Below are 19,570 nucleotides of genomic sequence, written 5' to 3'. Positions count from 1 at the left end.
ATAATGTTTTCTTTCAAATCTCCTTTTATATATACATAAAAAAACCGCCTCAATTAGATATTGAGACGGCTTCCTTACTTAGTTTTTTTAGTTGGGAGTATCGAGCTTATTTTTTGATGATTTTTCTGGTTACTGTTTTTCCATCTTCCAGGTTAATCTTTACAAGATAAGTACCGGCGCTAACGCTTTCAAAGTTGATAGCTTTATTGCTACCATTCAGGATAGATTTCCCGGTAATATCTAATATTTCATAGTTTTCAAAACCAGCCGGGGTTTCAACATAAAGAATGCTGCTCACAGGATTTGGATACAATGTAAGTTTAATTGCGTCAAAATCTTCATTAGAAAGTGCAGTATCAATAACCACCTCAATATCGTCAAATTTTGTAGCATCCTGTACCGATGTTGCACGTACCACTACAGTACCATTTGCAAGAGCAGTAACAAGTCCGCTTTCACTAAGTGTTGCAAATGCCGCACCTGATACCACAGACCATGTAACATCCTGGTTTGCGCCCTGAGGGTTTACAGTAGCTACCAGTTGTAACGTACCGTTTTCAACAGTTATCTCAGCAGTAACATTATTTTGAGTAGCAACAGTTACACTTTCAACAGCAATTACTGTTACATAATTTATAGTAACCTCAATATCGTCAAATTTTGTAGCATCCTGTACCGATGTTGCACGTACCACTACAGTACCATTTGCAAGAGCAGTAACAAGTCCGCTTTCGCTAAGTGTTGCAAACGCCGCACCTGATACCACAGACCATGTAACATACTGGTTTGCGCCCTGAGGGTTTACAGCAGCTACCAGTTGTAACGTACCATTTTCAACAGTTATCTCAGTAGTAACATTATTTTGAGTAGCAACAGTTACACTTTCAACAGCAATTACTGTTACATAATTTATGGTAACTTCAATATCGTCAAATTTTGTAGCATCCTGTACCGATGTTGCACGTACCACTACAGTACCATTTGCAAGAGCAGTAACAAGTCCGCTTTCGCTAAGTGTTGCAAAAGCCGCACCTGATACAACAGACCATGTAACATCCTGGTTTGCACCCTGAGGGTTTACAGCAGCTACCAGTTGTAACGTACCATTTTCAACAGTTATCTCAGCAGTAACATTATTTTGTGTTGTAACTAAAACACTTGTAACTTCTATTGCTTCTGCAACAGTAACCGTGTAGTCTTCTATTTGCCCATAGTAGGCATCAGTACAAGCATCAAATTCTCCTTCTTCATATACATTCCACATATCTTTTATTATCCTCATGCGCGTGTTGCCCAATACAGCATTCTCTGGAACTGTAATTTCTAAGGTAGCCTCTACAGTATCTTCGCCAGTAGAAGCGGGTAAAGAGGTAGTGTAATATTCAGTATCCATATCAAAAACCAGATCCCGGTTCCAGTCAATAAATACCCTGATGTCGTGCTCAAGGTTACCTGTATTACCTTTTACAGTCATGGTATAGATACCTTCGCGGTTTACATTGGCTATTAATGCCGTAAAATCTTCATAAGCCGGTGTGTTGTTTATACCGGCAGCTGTAGCTTTGTTTAGATTGGCAAAATTTACAAGGGTTATAGGCTCTACATCGTATTCAACACTTACTTCGCAATATCCTTCAGGGGTTTCTTCTATGGCAATAGTAATTTCTATATCTTCAAATTTAGTGGCATCAACATTTGATGTAGCACGTACCGTAACGGTACCGTTAGCAATAGCAGTAACAAGGCCACTTTCGCTAACCGAAGCAAAATCGCTACCTGCAAATACAGACCACGTTACTTCCTGGTTTGTTCCGGCAGGATTTACTGTTGCCTGGAGCTGCAGTGTTCCGTTTTCAGTTGTAATGGTAGCCGGTGCGTTATCTGCAACAGTAACCAGTACATTTTCTACAGCAACTGCCGGAGCTTTAATTTCGAACTTATCAAAAGAAAGGTCAAAGTCACCCGATGTCCAGTTAGCAACAATTTTTACCTGCACATAATTTCCCTGATAATTAGCAAGTGAATATACTTTTTGAGTATATCCGGTATTGCTTTCATTTTCGATGGTATCAATTACATTCCACGTTGCGCCAAAATCATCAGAAACCTGTACTGTAAAATTACCCCAGTTAGCAGGTGCTGCATAAGGGCCGTTATAATTAGATTGTTTATGATAAAAGCTCAACTCATAGTTTGATGCGTTTAGCGGGCCAACCGCTATGGTTGTAAATGTACCTGTAGCTGCGCCGCTGAAAAGGTTTTTATAAAGGCTGGTAGCCGAATTACCTTCTCCGGTTATACCCCTTGTTGTACCCAATGACCAGTTTGTTGTAGTCCAGCCTGTAGGGTAAGATGATGTAAGAAATTCTTCTATCCACGGAGCCGGAGCTGTGGCGATTGTTGTAAAGTTTGTAGCTACCCAAGGGCTTTTTTCGGTAGCATTACATATTCTCCTTACAAAAACATAGTGTCTTACCCCACTTGCAAGGCCAGTAAGGGTTGCACTTGTTTGAGTAGTTTGTACAAAAGTTTGTGTTTCGTCTGGTGTTGTATTTGTTGTAGAAACAAAATACTCATATCCACCCTGTGGAGCAGCATTGTCTACATTAGTCCAGCTTATTGTAGCACCTGTAGGTGTTGGTTCTGTAGCTGTTACCGCCTGGAGTTCTATACAAGAAGGCACCGGTTCCCAAACAACATCATCAACATATACATAAGAGTAAGATGGCCCTCCAACTCTTTGTATACCAATGTAATTTCCGGTGCCTGTGTAACTCGTAAAGTAAACAGTATACTCCTGATAGGTAGTAGAAAGCGTGGTTACAGATTCTATTATAGTACTGGTTGCCTCTGCGGTGTTACCATCCAGTGCTACTATGCGTATACCCGCAGTGCTTGTAGATGATGTTTTACGGGCTTTAAAACGTAGCCTGTGTGTACCTGCCGATAGGTTATTAACCTCCGGGCTTACCAATATTATCTTAGTAGTTTCTACTTCGGTATCCGCGCCATTGCCATAAAAGCTTACATTGTTTGGTGCAGATAAAGCATCAGTTGTAGTAACATTAATGGTTGGCGGGCCTCCGGCGCCCACAAGTATTTTGCTCCAGCAGTTAGGTAATGCTAAACCGGTAACACCATCAAAGCCTTCATTAAAAGCAGATACAGGTATACACGATGTATATACATTACCTACGGTAGAATAGCTGCTTTCGCATTCTGTAACTACATTTTTAGCTCTGTAAAAATATTGTGTATTAGGTTGCAGGCCTGTAATTGACTGAGAAGTTGTAAAAGACGATAACGTAAAAGGAGATCCGGTAACCATGTTTGTAAAAGTACTGTTAGTAGCTACTTCCAGAACAGTTGTAAATTCTCTTGCATTGCCATTATCTGTAGCAGGCCATGCCAGTGTAAAACCGGTAGATGTAATAGCATTAGAAGTAATGCCGTTAACAGTTGCAGGGCAGTTTGTAATATTGCCTGTAAGCGGGGCGGTTGTATTATAAAGCGGTCCACCATTACAGTTTGAACTTACAGCATAAATAGTGTATACATAATTGTTATTACCTCTTATACCGTGATTGTAGTTGTTTTCGAAAGATGTGGCTGTACCATAATAAGCTACATAGCTATTAAGGTTTGTGTTTACACCTGTAGCATATGTAGTGCCGTTAACCGGAGCATTTGGCGTTGTACCTGCAATGTTGCGCAAAACCAGGTAACGGTCAGCGGCAGGAACTGCTGCTGCAAAACTTGCATTTATAATAATACCTGTATTATTTAATACAAGTGCAGTAGGCTGTGTTACCGGTGCAAGGCATGCAGCCGGTGGGGTCCATGTAAAAGTAAGGCCATCAGATGGGAGATAGTTATAGTTAGTGGAAATTCCGCCGGATGACGTTGTAGCTGCCACAGTGTTGTTCCAGTTACTGGCTGTAGTGCCGGCTGCTGTGCGGTTGTTATAATCATTATATGTTGTACCCCTTAGGCCTACCTTAGCAGTTGTAGAAGACGGTGTGCCTGCAGATGACAGTGCATAAACAAAACGTATGGTGCCGTCTTCTTTTAAGCGTGCCTGAAAGTTCCAGTTGTGGTGAGAAGCTACTGTTGCAGCAGTAGAAGAATAAGGCCTGAAGTGGCTCCATTGTACTACAAACTCACGGTTTGGTGCCGTACCAATTACTTCATAAGCTATATTTCCGCTATCGCCGTTAATATTGTAAAGCGCATCAAGATCGGCAGCAAGTGGAGATATTACACCTTCGTAGCTGTTTGATGATCCTATAGGGTCAGAACTATTAGATGCTGTTGCCCCAAACGAAACAAAACCATTAGCATATACTTTAAGTGATGTATATGATTGTCCGTTAAAGTTAAAATTAAAAGGAATAACATTATCTAATGTATACACCTGGTCGTCAATACCACCGGTGCCTGATGCCGCCGTGGCTGTAGCAATATTGGTACCGTTAAATAAAGGAGTGTACATTCCTTCAGTTTGATTAAAACTATAGTAAGAAATGGTTTGTGCATTACTAACGGCTGTAAACAACATAAAAACACAAACCAGCCAAAGTAAGCTGACGGGTTTAAGATGTTGTTTTTTAATGAGTAAAGATATTTTCTTCATTGTTATGAAAGGTTATAAGTATATTTGGTAAAATTATTTATTTAGATTAAATAAAAATAAATTCAATTAATTTTTACATATTACCCAATAGGTTTTGAAAAAAAATAGAAACTGATTAATTTTCATAACAAAAACATTTGCATGTGTGAAAAATTTAAACATATTGTTATGTATTTTAAGATGTACTGCTATTGTTAAGGTGCTATGTTGATTTTAAAAATTACACCAATGGACTTTGATATCCTCAGTCAGTATATTTTCTAATTTTGATGGATACTTAATAGTTTTATTTGTAAAATTTGTGAGTTTTGTTAAAAAATAAGTGAAATTTGCATAATAGGGGCAAATCAGTGTACATTGGCATCAACTGAAGGCGTCATATTTTTTTAATCATGACCATTATTGACCAATAAATTCCAGCAGCAATGAGACTGAAATTACAGTCTGTACTCTATATATTATTTTTGCCATTATTTTTATATGCGCAAAATACAAGGCGGCTTTCTGAAAATGAAGGCCTTCCGCAGTCGTTTATCTCGGGCTTGCACCAGGACAAGCAGGGATTTATATGGATTGCAACCAGAAATGGATTAGCGCGCTATGATGGCCATAACTTCAGGATATTTCAGCATGACCTTTCAGATAAAAATTCGCTTGCATCTAATGCCATAACCCATTTGCAACCCGGCCCCGGAAATTCGCTTTGGCTTAAGTATGAAACGGGAGAATTAGACAGGCTTAGTATAGACTCTGCAAAAGTGTCCCATATCATTACACAGGATATTTCAGAAAAAGAAAAGTTATTTATAATACGCCGTGGCTGGAGCATTGCAGATGATAATGTTATATGGTACCTGGGGAAAGGTGGAACCGTAAAGAGTTTTAAATATCAGCATAACGGAAAAATAAAAGAAAAGCGAACCTATTCTTTTCAGGGCGATACCATAAGGAGCCTTTTTATAGACGGGAAAAAAGATTTATGGGTATTGAGGCAAAATGCACTAAGCCGTTTAATAAAGGGCAGTAGCAGGTTTATTGATTATCCGTTGCAGTGCAAGCAGTACTTTAACGATAACCTTGACTATGGCGACGATATTCCTGAGCTACACAAAAGAGCTAACGGCGAATTGATGTGGACAGACCTTAAAAATATTTTCTTTTTTGAACCAAAAAGTCACAGGTTTCGCAAGATAAGTCTACCCGAAGTTACAGAATACAGCGTTAAATGGATAAACATTGGCCCTGATGGAAAAGAGTATTTTATAGCAGGAAATAATGTTTATAGCTATGATGATAATAACGGACTTAAAAAATATGCTAAAGACGGGTTAGAAGATTTTCGAAACATACAGGCTTTCCTTGTAGACAGGTCAGGGCTTATCTGGACAGGCGGAAACACAGATGGCATCACCCAGATTGACCTTGCTACAGATTTTGATTCACATAGGTACGAGAAGGATTTTATAACAGATGTGCTGACAAGAGCGTTCAATTTTCCGGTTGCATACCTGGCGCATAAAAATTCATATAAGGGTACTTTGCCCCTTAGTTATTATTTGCGTACTGTTAAAGATGCTAATAACATCTGGATAGCATTAGACAGGGCTCTCTACCGCTATGATATCAGGCAAAAAAAAGTAACAGGTTTTGAGCTGCCGGCAGCAAATAAAAAGTTTGTGCCGGTAAAAGGTTTGGTGCTTATGGCAAACGGAATGCCTATGGTAATGGACGATTGTGGTAGTCTTTATACTTTGCAGAGTTCAGGAGTATGGCAGCTAAGTACTCCTTTTAAAACGGCAGGCAATTATAGTTTAAAAACCGTAGCCCCAAGCAGTATACTTTTAGATAAAACCCGCCTTTGGGTGGCAACAGAGTATGATGGTTTATTTTACATTGACCTAAAAAGCAAAACACTGCATAAAGTAAATGATAAAGAGGGCAAAGTATTTTCGGCAAGAAGCCTTTATAATATGCTTCCAGATCCTGCCGGTAATAACCTTATATGGATAGGCAGCCCGCAAGGTTTACTGTGCTTTAATAAAACTACCTTTAAAACAAACGTGTTTTCTGTAAAGCAGGGCTTACCGGATAATGTTGTATATTCTATGTTGCCGGATGCGGCTGGGTATCTCTGGCTGGGTACTAATAAGGGCCTGGTGCGTTTTGATCCTGTTTCACACAAAAGCCGCACTTTTACGGTTTCTTACGGTTTGCCTAATAATGAGTTTAACCGTTTTCATCAAATACCGTTGCCCGATGGTAAGCTTGCCTTTGGCGGTATAAACGGGTATGTGATTTTTAATCCGCAGGAAATTAAAGACGATAATTTTAACCCAAATGTAGAGCTAACAGATATCTTTATTAATAACCAGGCAATTGAAGGTACGGCTTATGCCAGCGCCTTACCTCTGGTTACAAATTTAAGCCTGCCTTATAATGATAATACCCTGCGTATAGAATATGCAGCACTGCAATTTAATCATCCTACAGATATTAAGTACCGCTACCGCCTTAAAGGATATGACAATAAGTGGGTAGCCGCAGCAAATAAAAGAGATGCTGTTTATACTAAAATTCCGCCGGGTAAATATGTTTTTGAAGTTAATGCTACTAACACTACGGGTAAGTGGAGCTCATACATAAAATCGTTACCGGTTACAGTTTCGCCACCCTGGTGGAATACTACCGGCGCATGGATAGTTTATCTTATATTATTTGCGGTATCTGTATTGCTGTTTACTAACTTCAGGATCAGGCAGCGTGTAATGAAGGAAGAAATTGTGCTCAAACAAAAAGAAGCCCTGCATCTTAGGGAACTTGATGATATGAAAACCCGCTTCTTTTCGAACATTACGCATGAGTTGCGCACACCGTTAACCCTTATACTTGGCCCCGCACAGGAACTTAAAACCAGGCTTTTTGAAACAGAGCAGGGCAAAATGGCAGAAATTATTACTAAAAATGCCACAAGCCTTTTAAATCTTACCAATCAGCTCCTGGATATGTCTAAGCTGGAAGCCGGAGCGTTAAAACCGCATTTTTCGGCTGGTGATCTTACGCAGGTTATGCGCAAAGTTGTAGCGGCGTTTTCGCAGGAAGCTAATTCAAAAGATATTGTTATTACGCAGGAAATACCAGAAAATGCAGGTTATCTTTTTGATGCAGAAATGATGGAAAGGATACTTTTTAACCTCTTGTCTAACGCTATACGTTTCAGCCCGCAAGGCGGCAGTATTGTTGTTAAGCTTGATATAGTGCCTAACGGTATAATCTTAAGTGTTTCAGATAATGGCCCGGGAGTTACAAAAGAAGATATACTAAATATTTTTAATAGGTTCTACAGAGGTAATAGTGCAGAAAACAGGTTGGCAACTGGCAGCGGAATAGGCCTTTCTTTAGTTAAAGAACTAATCACACTTCAGGACGGTACTATTAATGTGTCGACTAATTCTCTACATACAACGGGCGCGGTATTTGAAATATTCCTGCCGTTAAAAGAACTTACTACAACTATTGCAGGAGAAGCAGCCCAAAATACCGGTGCTGTGTTTGTTGAAGATCACACTACTGAAAAGCCAACAGTACTGGTAGTAGAAGATAATAAGGAGCTTGCAGCATTTATGTACAGCATATTAAATGCGCATTATAATGTTGTAGCTGCCGAAAACGGCATTGCTGCATTACCACTTGCGCAGCAACATTCGCCCGAAATTATAATTAGCGATGTGTTAATGCCCGTAATGAATGGTTTTGAATTTTGCCGTGCTGTAAAAGCTGATATTGCTACAAGTCATATACCTGTACTTTTGCTAACCGCTAAAGCTGATATGGAGAGCAGGCTGGAAGGCCTTTCATATGGAGCAGATGATTATCTTACAAAACCTTTTAGTGTAGAAGAACTACTAATGCGGGTAAGTAACAGGCTGGCGCAGCAAAAGTTGTTACGCGAATCTATTTACAGGGGGCTTACTACGTTACCGGCTGCAGAAGAGGTTATAGAAAGTAAGCCGATAGACCCGTTCCTGCTTAAAATATACGAAGCAGTAGACGAGAATATCGACAATGATAATTTTGGGGTAGAAGAGCTCTCTGCAGTGCTCCTTATAAGCAGGACAAGCCTGCATCGTAAAATTAAAAGTATTACCGGAATGAGCACCAGTGAAATGCTCAGGGCTTATCGCCTGAGTAAAGCTTTACCGTTGCTTAAAGAGAATTTTACGGTAGCTGAGGTGGCTTATAAAACCGGTTTTGCAAGCCCATCTTACTTTACCCGTAGTTTTAAGGAGGTTTATGGTATAACACCAAGCGATTTCTTAAAAACAGCAGTATAATGTAACAATAGTTACAGGTTTTGAAACAATAGTACAATCGTCATTAGGCTTAAAATAAGAAGTTTACAGCATTATTATTAAACGCGAAACTCTTACCTAATGAACAAAACTACTACTATTAAGAATCTCTCTGGTTATTTTCAAAAGCACAGGCAGGCCTTTTTTGCCGGCTTGTGCTTGTTTTTTCTCTTCTCAAATAAAGCTATTGCACAAGACCCATATATACTTACAGTATTTGACCAGATACTGTTTTATGATGGCTATGCAGCTAACGTATCAGAGCCGGTGCCGGATGGTGTTATAAGGCACAGCAATTCATTATATGCTAAAAAGCTTACGGCAGAACAACTGGCACAGTTTGGCAACAAGCTTACCATGAACGTTACCATAAAAGCATCATGTGATAATTATGACAGGATAGGTAACATTAACCTGGCGCTTGTACCTAAAGATGCTACATCTTACAACCCTTCAGAAGTGCAACGCCTGGAACTAGGCAGGTACATTACTCCGTTTATGAACAAGAATGTACAGCCGGATGAGGTACCATATACTTATGAAATAGATAACGTAGCTCAGATATTTAAGGATACACAGCTTACATCAGAATTTGACCTTTGGGTAGAACTTGAACTTTTTGGTGTTCCTTATGCTGCAAACACCCAGGTGGCAGGATGCTCTGGCAGAAACGATGTATTTTTTGGCACGCTTGAGTTTGTTTCAGAAACTGATGCATCGGTAAACTACAGCAATAATTTTTTAAAGCCACTATCATTTAAATATGAAATGCGCGATTATAACCTTTCTGGTACAGATGTGCTTAATGAAACGGTGCGTACCATAAATTTTACACTTGATGAGGCTTTGCCAAATGCAAAACTGTACCTTATAACATCAAGCCATGGTGCAGGCAGCGGTGGTGAAGAATATGTAAGGAGGCAGCACTTTGTATATGTAGATGGTGTGCAGGTGCTTACTTATAAGCCGGGGGGTGTATCTTGTGGACCTTACCGCAGGTATAATACTCAGGGAAATTGTATTTATAATAACTGTAATACAGGAGCGCCTCTGGCAAATACAGATGCTGCATGGAGCTGGAACAACTGGTGTCCCGGTAATTCAATTCCTATCAGGGAAATTAGCCTGGGTAACCTTTCTGCCGGTGCACACAGTTTCAAGATCGATGTGCCGGATGCTACCTTTAACGGAAACGATGGTATGATACCAATGTCGGTATATCTTCAAAGTTATGATACGGTACTTTCTACAGATACTTTTAGTGCAGAAAGTGTTTCTCTATATCCTAACCCTGTTTTAAACACAGCTGTTATAAACGCGGTAAATCAAGAAGTAAAAGAATTTACTGTTGTTTCCATTACGGGTCAGGTTGTGTCTAAAGGTACATCAAATAACGTTGATATGTCTGCCCTTAAAAGCGGTATGTATATTGTTAAAATACTTTTTTCTAACGATGAGGTGGTTGTGAAAAAAGTTATAAAGAGCTAATAATTAACACTAATACATGACGGTTTATGAAAAGAAAACTACTTTATCCATTTAGGTATGCAATCGCTTTCGGCTTTTTGTCGCTTAGCCCGGCAATATCTTTTGCGCAAACAGCTACACCTGTTACCATCACATCAGGTTTTAATCAGGATATTATAGCAAATGGTGTAGGCAATGCTTCGGCTTCTACAACCATGGGCTTTGATCAGCATAATACACGAGCGCTTGTTTCCCTGGATTTTCAGGCTACAACATCTGGCTCAACACCCACATACGGACTGCCGGTTAACGGATTGATCAATAGTGCAAATTCAATTGGCGTTAATTTTCAGCTAGCAGATTACAGTGGCAATAATGCCCTGTTCCTAACACCGGCTTATGTGGGTAATGGAGCAACGTCTACAGGAACCCTAGCATTCAGTAAATCAAACGTTAGTACCCTTTACCTTTTGGCAGGTGCTACAGGCGGCGGTAACCAGTACCAGTCGTTTTCTGCTACGGTAAATTTTGCAGATGGCACTACACAGGCTTCAACACTTACAATCAGCGACTGGTATGATGGCGACGGTTATGCTATACAAGGTATAGGGCGTATTAATACTGCTAACAACAACCTTGAAGGCAGCGCTACAAACCCAAGGCTTTATGAGGTAGCTCTGCCGCTTGATGCAGGTAATCAGTATAAAACCATAACCGGTATTGCCTTTAGTTTTGAAGGGTCATCTTCGGCAGAATGGGCAAGTGAGATACGTCTTTCAGTGCTTGCTGTTTCTGCAACAGCATCACCGGCATTACCATCTACAGTTGCAGTAGCGGTGCAGGGAGATGTTGCGGCTACCATAACTACAGATGGAGGTACGCTACAACTTACCGCAGCAGTAACACCGGCTACAGAGACTGTAACCTGGACTATTGCAGAAGGAAGCGAGTTTGCAACTATAAGTGCTACAGGCCTGGTAACAGCTCTGGCTAATGGTGCTGTAACAGTACGCGCAACGCTTACAAGTGATACTACAATTTATGATGATATTGAAGTTGTTATTTCTAATCAGGTAATTGCTGTAACAGCAGTTGATGTAGCTGTGGCAGATGATGCACCGGCAACAATAACTACAGATGGTGGTACACTACAGCTTGTGGCTACTGTTACTCCGGATGATGCAAGTAATGCAGATGTTACATGGGCTATTAGTGCAGGCAGTGATTTTGCTACGATAAGCGAAGACGGATTAATCAGGGCATTGGCTAACGGTACAATTACCGTTACTGTTACTACAGAAGACGGATCTTTTACAGATACGATTGATGTGGTTATTACAGGTCAGGTAGTTGTGGTTACAAGTATTACTGTAACTGTAGAAAACAATGCGGAGCCAACAATTGTTACCGCTGGTGGTACATTGCAGCTTGTTGCAACAATACTTCCTGAAAATGCTACAGATACAGATGTTGTATGGACTGCTACACCGGTAGGTATTGTAACCGTAGATGAAAATGGCCTTGTAACTGCTGTTGCAAATGGTACAGCCGTTGTTACTGCAACATCTGCGAGCGGAGCTACACTATCTACAAGTATTAACATTACCGTAAACATCCCGGTATCGGCAGTTGAAAGTTTTGGTAAAAATGCAATTGCAGTATACCCTAACCCTGCAACAGATATGGTTCAAATTAAATCACAGTCAATTATAAAAGTAGTTTCTGTTTATGATAGCCTGGGCAAAGAAGTGCTAAGGTCGTTACAGCCTACACTACATATGGGTTTACTTAGCAGCGGTATTTATATGCTGAAAGCTGAGTTTGAAAACGGCAATGTGCAAGTTGCCAAAATAGTTAAAAATTAAAGTTTATTGATTTTAGGCAGAGAAGCTGTGTTGCCCAAAAGGCATCACGGCTTTTCTTTATTTTTTGAACTATTACAACAAAAATTTTGCTTCAAATAGAAGCTTTATAAGGCCGTCTTTAAAATAAAATTTGGTCAATAAAACAATAGTACAATTGTTTGAAACAATACTGAAAGCCCTTTTTGCCTAAAAACAAGAAGTTTACGGTTTAAGGAACTGTCATATTTATTTGTTGATTTTTTTATGTTAAACAGTAATATCTTACAATCTTTGTTTTTTATATTTAGACTGTTTAAAAATAACAGTTTTAAACTGTATTCCTAATGCAAAAAACGGCTAAGATTTAAGACAAAAAAACAACTCAGTTTACCTACAAATTAAATTATATAAACCAATTATAATGAGCAAAAAATATCATTTATTAACATCTTTCATATTAAAGCCTGTCAGGGCTTTTGTAGTTATTTCTCTGCTGGGTGGCACAACTGTTTTTGCACAGGCTCCGGGTGGGGTTAGTGGCGGCCTTACAGGTTGGTTCAGGTCTACCAGTAATGCAGGTACAGCTAATACAAATCCTATTTTGTTAAATAACACAACAGATAACCGTGTTACTTCATGGATGAGTAGTGGTGGCACCACCTCAGGGTCTTATGCACTGGTACAGTCTAATACCACACGTATGCCGGTATATACTACGGGCAATACAGCAAGTGCAAACTTTAACTTTAACCCGTTCATGCAATTTTCAGGCAGTAATAATACATTGCTTACAAATACAAGTTTCACAACAGATCTTTTAAATACCCAGGGTTCTATATTTTTGGTAGTTAATACTTATACAAATATTACTCCAAAAAATACGGCACTTACTTATTTGTTTTCACAAAACAAATGGCAGTTTAAGCCGGGCTTCAGGACACAAACCGGAGACGGTTTTGCCGGTAGTACAGGAGATTATTATAACGATGCTCCGTTTCCGGGAGGTGTTGGTATGACTAACTATCCTGAAACCGCAGGTATAATCCTGATGGGTAAGGGTGTTAATACCAATTCAACATCTAATACTTTTAGTGCTAACAGAAATGGTGATACAGCAAGTGTTACCAATAACTTTGACAGTGTTTATGATCCTGCTGTTTCATCAGGGTTCTTCCTGGGCAGTAATAATGGAAATGAAATATTTAACGGAGCCATTGCTGAGGTAATTACCTTTGATGTAAACCTTTCTGATGCAGATGTTAACAAGGTAGAATCATATCTTGCTGTAAAATATGGAGTTACTCTCACTTCTGGGCAATCTTCAACCAACAGAAACTATACCGCGCCGGATGGCAGCGTTTTCTGGACAGCAGATAATACATTTAAATTTAATGTTACCGGTATAGGCAGGGACGATGTTTCTGGCCTTTACCAAAAGCAGTCTAAATCAATACACAACAATAACCTGATTACGGTTTATAACAAAAATACTGCGGGTACATTTCCTGTAACAAATGCATTAAACACAACAGCTATAGATGCTACGGCTTCTTATTTTATAACGGCAGATAACGGTCTTGGTAATGCAACGGTGCAGGGTAACTGTGTTAACCGCATTGCACGCACATGGAAAGTTCAGAAAACGGGTGGTATTGCAGATGTTACTATTGCAGCAGCAAAATCACAATTGCCTGCAGATGTAAGATACCTTGTCGTATCATCAGACCCAACCTTTCCTGCGGGAGATATCACTACTTATCCTCTTGACGATACCGGAACTATATTGTACAAAAATGTAAATATTCCTACCGGTTATTACTTTACTTATGGATCAGAGCACGTAGTATCAAACGCGGTAACTATTGGCTGTAATACATCAACTACAACAGTTACTTCTACAGGTCTTGGTACCTGGACGGCAGATAGTGCCAACCCATCTGCCACAGTTATTGCTAACCCTACAGCAAACAGCACACTAATTTCTGGTTTCTCTACACCGGGTGTTTATACATATAATTGGGGTAGTGCAAGCTGTTTTAAAACAGTAACTATAACATATACCGGTGCTGTACCTGCTATACCGGTTGTTACAGATATTGCATATTGCCAGGGACAAATAGCTGCACCTTTAACGGCTACTGCACTTACCGGTTACACACTTACATGGGTAGACAGCAACGGCATACAACTGCCGGGTGCACCAACTCCATTAACGTCTGCTATAGGTACTGCTACTTTTAATGTTTATCAGACTTCTCCTGAGGGATGCCAAAGTCTGGATGCTACCATTACGGTAACAATTAACACTCCTACTACTGCCGTTACAGGCTTTACACTTCCTGCTGCTGTTTGTGCGGGCGCTGCTAATGTAGTACCAACTAAAGACGCAGGCTTTACCGAAGGAGGTGCATTTACCGTAACACCTGCTACAGGTTTAGCAATTAATGCTGCAACAGGAGAAATAGACCTTGCTACAAGTACACCGGGAACTTATAATGTTAAATATGAAGTTACTACAGATGTTACAAATTGTATTACAGGCGATGATACTACAGTAACGATACTTATTAACAGCGCACCTGTGCTGCTTGAACCGTCTTCACTAGCTTTATGTGATGATGATTATGACGGGCTTGCTGTATTTAATCTGGAAGCAGAAGGTAACAACACCCTTAACGGGCAGACAGGCATCACGCTAACCTACCACACATCATTAACAGATGCCGAAGCAGGAACAGCTGCTATAACCACACCTGCGGCATACTCAACGATAACACCAAATACACAAACAGTTTATATCAGGGCTATAGAAAACGGCACTACAACAAACTGTTATACCATAAAAACTATTGTGCTTACAGTAAACCCTAAACCTGTGGTGCCTGTAATGACTACCTATGCACTGTGCGACGATCCTGCAACAACAGGGGTACAGGCAGTATTTAACCTTACAACTAAAGATGCACAGGCTGCTAATGGAGTAGCGGGCTTAACGGTTTCTTATTATACCGGAGAAACAGAAGCTAATGATGGCACCAGGCCAATAACAGGAACTTCTGCTTATCAAAGTGCCGGAGGTACTGTTTGGGTAAGGGTACAATCGGCAGCAGGATGTTACAGCCTTGCAACCCTTAACCTGCAGGTAAATCCGCTTCCTGCAACGCCGGGTTTAACAAATTATGTACTTTGCGATGATCCTGCAACCACAGGAGTTCAGGCAGTATTTAACCTTAACTCTAAAGATGCAGAAGCTACCAATGGTGTAGCGGGCTTAACGGTTTCATACTATGATACAGAGGCTGCTGCTAATGCAGGCACTACTCCTGTAGCTACACCTGCTACATATACTAGTGGTACGGCTACTATTTGGGTAAGGGTGCAAACAGCGGCAGGATGTTACAGTGTTGCAAGCCTGGCTCTAATTGTAAATCCGCTTCCGGTTGCAAATACGATTGCTGATTACCAGCTTTGCGAAGTAACTACAGGAGTAGCTGCATTTAATCTTTCAAGCCGCGATGCGCTTATATTACCTGCCGGTTCTACAGATACCGTTACGTATTTTACAAGCCAGAGCAATGCAGATAACAATACTGGTGCTATTACTACACCGGGTAGTTATAATAATACGGCCAACCCACAAACTATCTATGTCAGGGTAGGTAATGGTGGATGCTATACAACAACATCTTTTATTCTTAATGTTTTGCCGGCTCCACAATTTGCTGCGGCGTTAGAACTTACCGGTTGTTCTCCGTTTAATCTTACTGAAGTAGCTGCGCAGGCAGGCACAGGTGTTACACTAGGATATTTTGCCACTCAGGCAGATGCCCTTGCTAATAACAATGCCATTGCTACACCGGCTTCTTACCTACTTACTACAACTACAGGTATAGTATATGTGCGTGCAGAAAATGCTGCCGGTTGTACTACTGTAGAGGAATTAGCACTTACTACAGGCAACTGCGAGATTCAGCGTGGTATCTCTCCGGGCGGAACGATAGGGCAGAATGACAATTTTGATCTTGCGTACCTTGATGTAAGAAAAATCAGTATCTATAACCGTTACGGGCTTGAGGTTTACAGCTTTAAAGGCAGCTACACCAATCAGTGGGGCGGACAGGGCAGTAATGGCGACGAACTGCCAACAGGAACGTACTTCTATATGTTTGAGCGCAACAATGGCGAGAGCAAAACAGGATGGATCTACATCAACAGGCAAAATTAAGAGAATAAAAAAAGAGAACAGACTAAGAGATGACAAAGAAACTATACCTGGCGGCATTACTGGCCTTTGTAGGGTTTACGGATGCAGTCGCACAGCAGGACCCACACTACACACAGTACATGTACAACATGAACGTAATCAACCCTGCATACGCTGGCAGCAAGGAGAATTTAGCCTTTGGGCTTTTATACCGCAAGCAATGGGTAGATGTAGACGGAGCCCCGAGTACGGGCACGTTTTCGGGCCACAGCCCTGTGGGCAAAAATGTAGGATTGGGCTTATCGGCGATCACCGATAAGATCGGTCCGGTGAATGAAACCAATGTATATGCCGATTTCAGCTACACGCTGAAACTTGGTGGCGCGCACAGGCTTGCCCTTGGCTTAAAGGCGGGCGCTACCTTCCATAAAGTAGGATTGTTCAGCGATATTGGCAACGGCTTTGTACCGGACCCTAATGACCCTGCATTTGCAGAAAACGTAAACAACACCTACTTTAACATAGGAACAGGAGTGTTCTACTACACCGATAACTACTACTTAGCGTTTTCGGTACCCAACATGCTAAAGAGCAAACACCTTGACCTTACCCAAAGCGGTACCGACTACCGTTTTGGTTCAGAAGTATCGCACTACTTTTTAACAGGAGGTTACGTATTCCAGGTAACCGACAACTTCAAGCTGAAGCCCTCGTTCATGGTAAAATCAGCCTTTGGTGTAGACCCGTCTATCGACGGTTCACTAAACGCGCTGTTCTTCGAGAAATTTGAGATCGGAGCCACTTACAGGTTAGACGATTCATGGGGTGGTATGGTAAACTATGCCATCACACCGAACCTGAGGATTGGCTATGCATACGACCACATCGTATCCGACCTGAAGGTAACCACACCTGCCTCACACGAGATCATGCTGTTGTTTGATGTCAACTTCCCGAAAAAAGTATCACGTTCACCACGTTATTTCTAACCAAAAGCAAAAGACAGGACCATGAAAAATTTATATCTTACCCTTGGCTTTCTGCTTATAGCTGGTTCGGCGATGGCGCAGAGCGAAGAAACGAAGGCTGCCGACAAACTATTTGCGAGGCTTGAGTATGTAGACGCGGCGCAAGCCTACCTAAAAGTAAAAAAGAAAGACAACTATGTAGCAAAGCAACTTGCCGAAAGCTACTACAATATGTTCAACAGCAAGGAAGCGGTAAAATGGTTTGCAGAAGCCACCAAAACGCCCCAGGATGCCGAGACGTACTACAAATATGCACAGATGCTTAAAGCAGAAGGCAAGTATGAGGAAAGCAACGTACAGATGCAGAAGTTTGCACAACTGGCACCAAACGACCAAAGGGCGGTAACCTTTAAACAAGACCCAAACTACCTGCCTAAGCTCCGCAACCAGGCCAAACTTTTTGATGAAAAGGTACTGGACATCAACGACAAGAAATACGGCAGCTTTGGCGCGGTACTGACCAATGACAACACCCTGTACTTTACCAGCGCAAGGAACACGGCAAGGAAAACCTATGGAGCCAACGATGAGCCGTTCCTTGATTTGTACCAGGCTACCTATAATGCCAACGGTACGATCAGCGAACCCACCCCGGTAAGCGATGTGAACAGTAAATGGCATGACGGCCCTGCTTCGGTAAGCCCTGAGGGCAACACATTGTACTTTTCAAGCGAGAGCTTTAAAGAAAAGAAACAATATGTAAAAGACAAGGAAAGCAACAGCAAGCAAGGTCAGGTATACCTGTACAAAGCCACAAAAGTCAACGGCAAGTGGGGCAACATCGAGGAACTGCCATTTAACGGCAAGACCTGGAGTACAGGCAACCCATCAGTAAGCAAAGACGGTAAATGGCTGTACTTCGCATCGGACCGTGAAGGCTCGATGGGTGGCAGCAACGACATCTGGAAAGTAGAGATCAAGGGCAACAACAGCTATGGCGAGCCACAGAACCTTGGGCCAAAGGTAAACACCGAAGGCAGGGAAAGCTTCCCTTACATCACCGATAGTGACAAGCTATACTTCTCAACCGATGGCAGGAAAGGCTTTGGCGCATTAGACGTTTATGTGATTGACCTTAAAAAAGGCACCGAGGCACAAAACGTAGGCCAGCCAATCAACACCGGAAAGGACGACTTCGCCTTTACGTTTAACGATACCAAAAAGATCGGTTTCTTCTCAAGTAACCGTGACGGCTTTGACAAGATCTACCTTGCTACCCCGGTATGTGGTGTAGAAGCCATTGTAATGGTCAGGGACTCAAAAACAGGCAAAGCCATTGCAGCAGCCAAAGTGGCTATAGTAGATGAAAAAGGCAATGTTATCGAAACCCGCACGGCAGACAATAAAGGGCAGGTAAACTACAACATCGACTGTGACAGGCCATATACCGTACAGGCCAGTGCAGAAGGTTATGTAAACAACACCTTCCCGGTAGCCAAGACCGCAGGCGGAGAGGTAACGGTAAATGCTAACCTTGACCCGATCGAAACGATCGTAAAACCAACAGAGATCGTGCTTAATGAAATATTCTTTGAATACGACAAGAGTAACATCACCAAAGAAGCAGCCTTTGAGCTTGACAAGGCGGTAGCCGCGATGAAAAACAACCCGGCCCTTGTGGTATTGGTTAAGTCTCATACCGACAGCCGCGGCAGTGACCAGTACAACATGAGCCTGTCTAACCGCAGGGCAAAGAGTACGGTACAGTACATCATCTCAAAAGGCATTGCTAAAGAGCGTATCTCAGGCAAAGGCTATGGCGAGAGCGAGCCTAAAGTTAAGTGCACAGCATGCACACAGGAAGAGCACGCACAAAACAGAAGGAGTGAATTCCTTATCGTGAAGCAGTAGTATATACAGCCCGGACTAAATGTCCGGGCATTTTTTCTGTCTAAAGGCAGTATTGGCCGAATAAAAGGGCTGCATATATTAGTTCTCATAAAATAAATAAGAGCTAACCTGTTTAAAATTAGTGTGTAAAATACATTTATGTAAAAACACTCACAAGTGTGTGCTACAGGTATATATTCTTGTTTAGAATAAAT

At 41.3% G+C, this 19,570-nt stretch carries 7 protein-coding genes; 6 read left to right on the top strand and 1 reads right to left on the bottom strand.

The window, feature by feature from the left end; translation table 11 throughout:
• Nucleotides 1-106: 106 nt before the first annotated feature.
• On the bottom strand, nucleotides 107-4,633 hold the full coding sequence (locus tag DYH63_RS10965) for an NIDO-like domain-containing protein (protein WP_116788847.1): 4,527 nt from the start codon (nucleotides 4,631-4,633) through the stop codon (nucleotides 107-109).
• A gap of 425 nt (nucleotides 4,634-5,058) precedes the next feature.
• On the opposite strand from DYH63_RS10965, the gene DYH63_RS10960 reads away from it, so the two are divergent.
• The 6 genes from DYH63_RS10960 (at nucleotide 5,059) to DYH63_RS10935 (ending at nucleotide 19,376) form a co-directional block, all read left to right on the top strand.
• Nucleotides 5,059-8,964, top strand: a complete 3,906-nt coding sequence (locus DYH63_RS10960) for a hybrid sensor histidine kinase/response regulator transcription factor (protein ID WP_116788846.1) — start codon at nucleotides 5,059-5,061, stop codon at nucleotides 8,962-8,964.
• A 99-nt stretch (nucleotides 8,965-9,063) separates the two neighbouring features.
• On the top strand, nucleotides 9,064-10,470 hold the full coding sequence (locus DYH63_RS10955) for a peptide-N-glycosidase F-related protein (RefSeq protein WP_116788845.1): 1,407 nt from the start codon (nucleotides 9,064-9,066) through the stop codon (nucleotides 10,468-10,470).
• A gap of 26 nt (nucleotides 10,471-10,496) precedes the next feature.
• Entirely contained in the window at nucleotides 10,497-12,314 is a 1,818-nt protein-coding gene (locus DYH63_RS10950) for an Ig-like domain-containing protein (protein ID WP_116788844.1), read from the top strand.
• 400 nt (nucleotides 12,315-12,714) lie between these two features.
• On the top strand, nucleotides 12,715-16,518 hold the full coding sequence (locus DYH63_RS10945) for an FIDD domain-containing protein (protein ID WP_116788843.1): 3,804 nt from the start codon (nucleotides 12,715-12,717) through the stop codon (nucleotides 16,516-16,518).
• A 29-nt stretch (nucleotides 16,519-16,547) separates the two neighbouring features.
• On the top strand, nucleotides 16,548-17,486 hold the full coding sequence (locus DYH63_RS10940; RefSeq protein ID WP_116788842.1) for a PorP/SprF family type IX secretion system membrane protein: 939 nt from the start codon (nucleotides 16,548-16,550) through the stop codon (nucleotides 17,484-17,486).
• Between the two features lie 21 nt (nucleotides 17,487-17,507).
• Entirely contained in the window at nucleotides 17,508-19,376 is a 1,869-nt protein-coding gene (locus tag DYH63_RS10935; RefSeq protein ID WP_116788841.1) for an OmpA family protein, read from the top strand.
• The last annotated feature ends 194 nt before the right edge of the window (nucleotides 19,377-19,570 follow it).

It is taken from the genome of Flavobacterium psychrotrophum (assembly GCF_003403075.1).
GTDB classification, from domain to species: domain Bacteria; phylum Bacteroidota; class Bacteroidia; order Flavobacteriales; family Flavobacteriaceae; genus Flavobacterium; species Flavobacterium psychrotrophum.
This window is presented reverse-complemented; position numbering and strand designations above follow the sequence as displayed.

Coding starts and splice junctions, on each gene's coding strand:
- DYH63_RS10965 (WP_116788847.1), bottom strand. CDS start 4,633: ATGAAGAAAATATCTTTACTCATTAAAAAACAACATCTTAAACCCGTC.
- DYH63_RS10960 (WP_116788846.1), top strand. CDS start 5,059: ATGAGACTGAAATTACAGTCTGTACTCTATATATTATTTTTGCCATTA.
- DYH63_RS10955 (WP_116788845.1), top strand. CDS start 9,064: ATGAACAAAACTACTACTATTAAGAATCTCTCTGGTTATTTTCAAAAG.
- DYH63_RS10950 (WP_116788844.1), top strand. CDS start 10,497: ATGAAAAGAAAACTACTTTATCCATTTAGGTATGCAATCGCTTTCGGC.
- DYH63_RS10945 (WP_116788843.1), top strand. CDS start 12,715: ATGAGCAAAAAATATCATTTATTAACATCTTTCATATTAAAGCCTGTC.
- DYH63_RS10940 (WP_116788842.1), top strand. CDS start 16,548: ATGACAAAGAAACTATACCTGGCGGCATTACTGGCCTTTGTAGGGTTT.
- DYH63_RS10935 (WP_116788841.1), top strand. CDS start 17,508: ATGAAAAATTTATATCTTACCCTTGGCTTTCTGCTTATAGCTGGTTCG.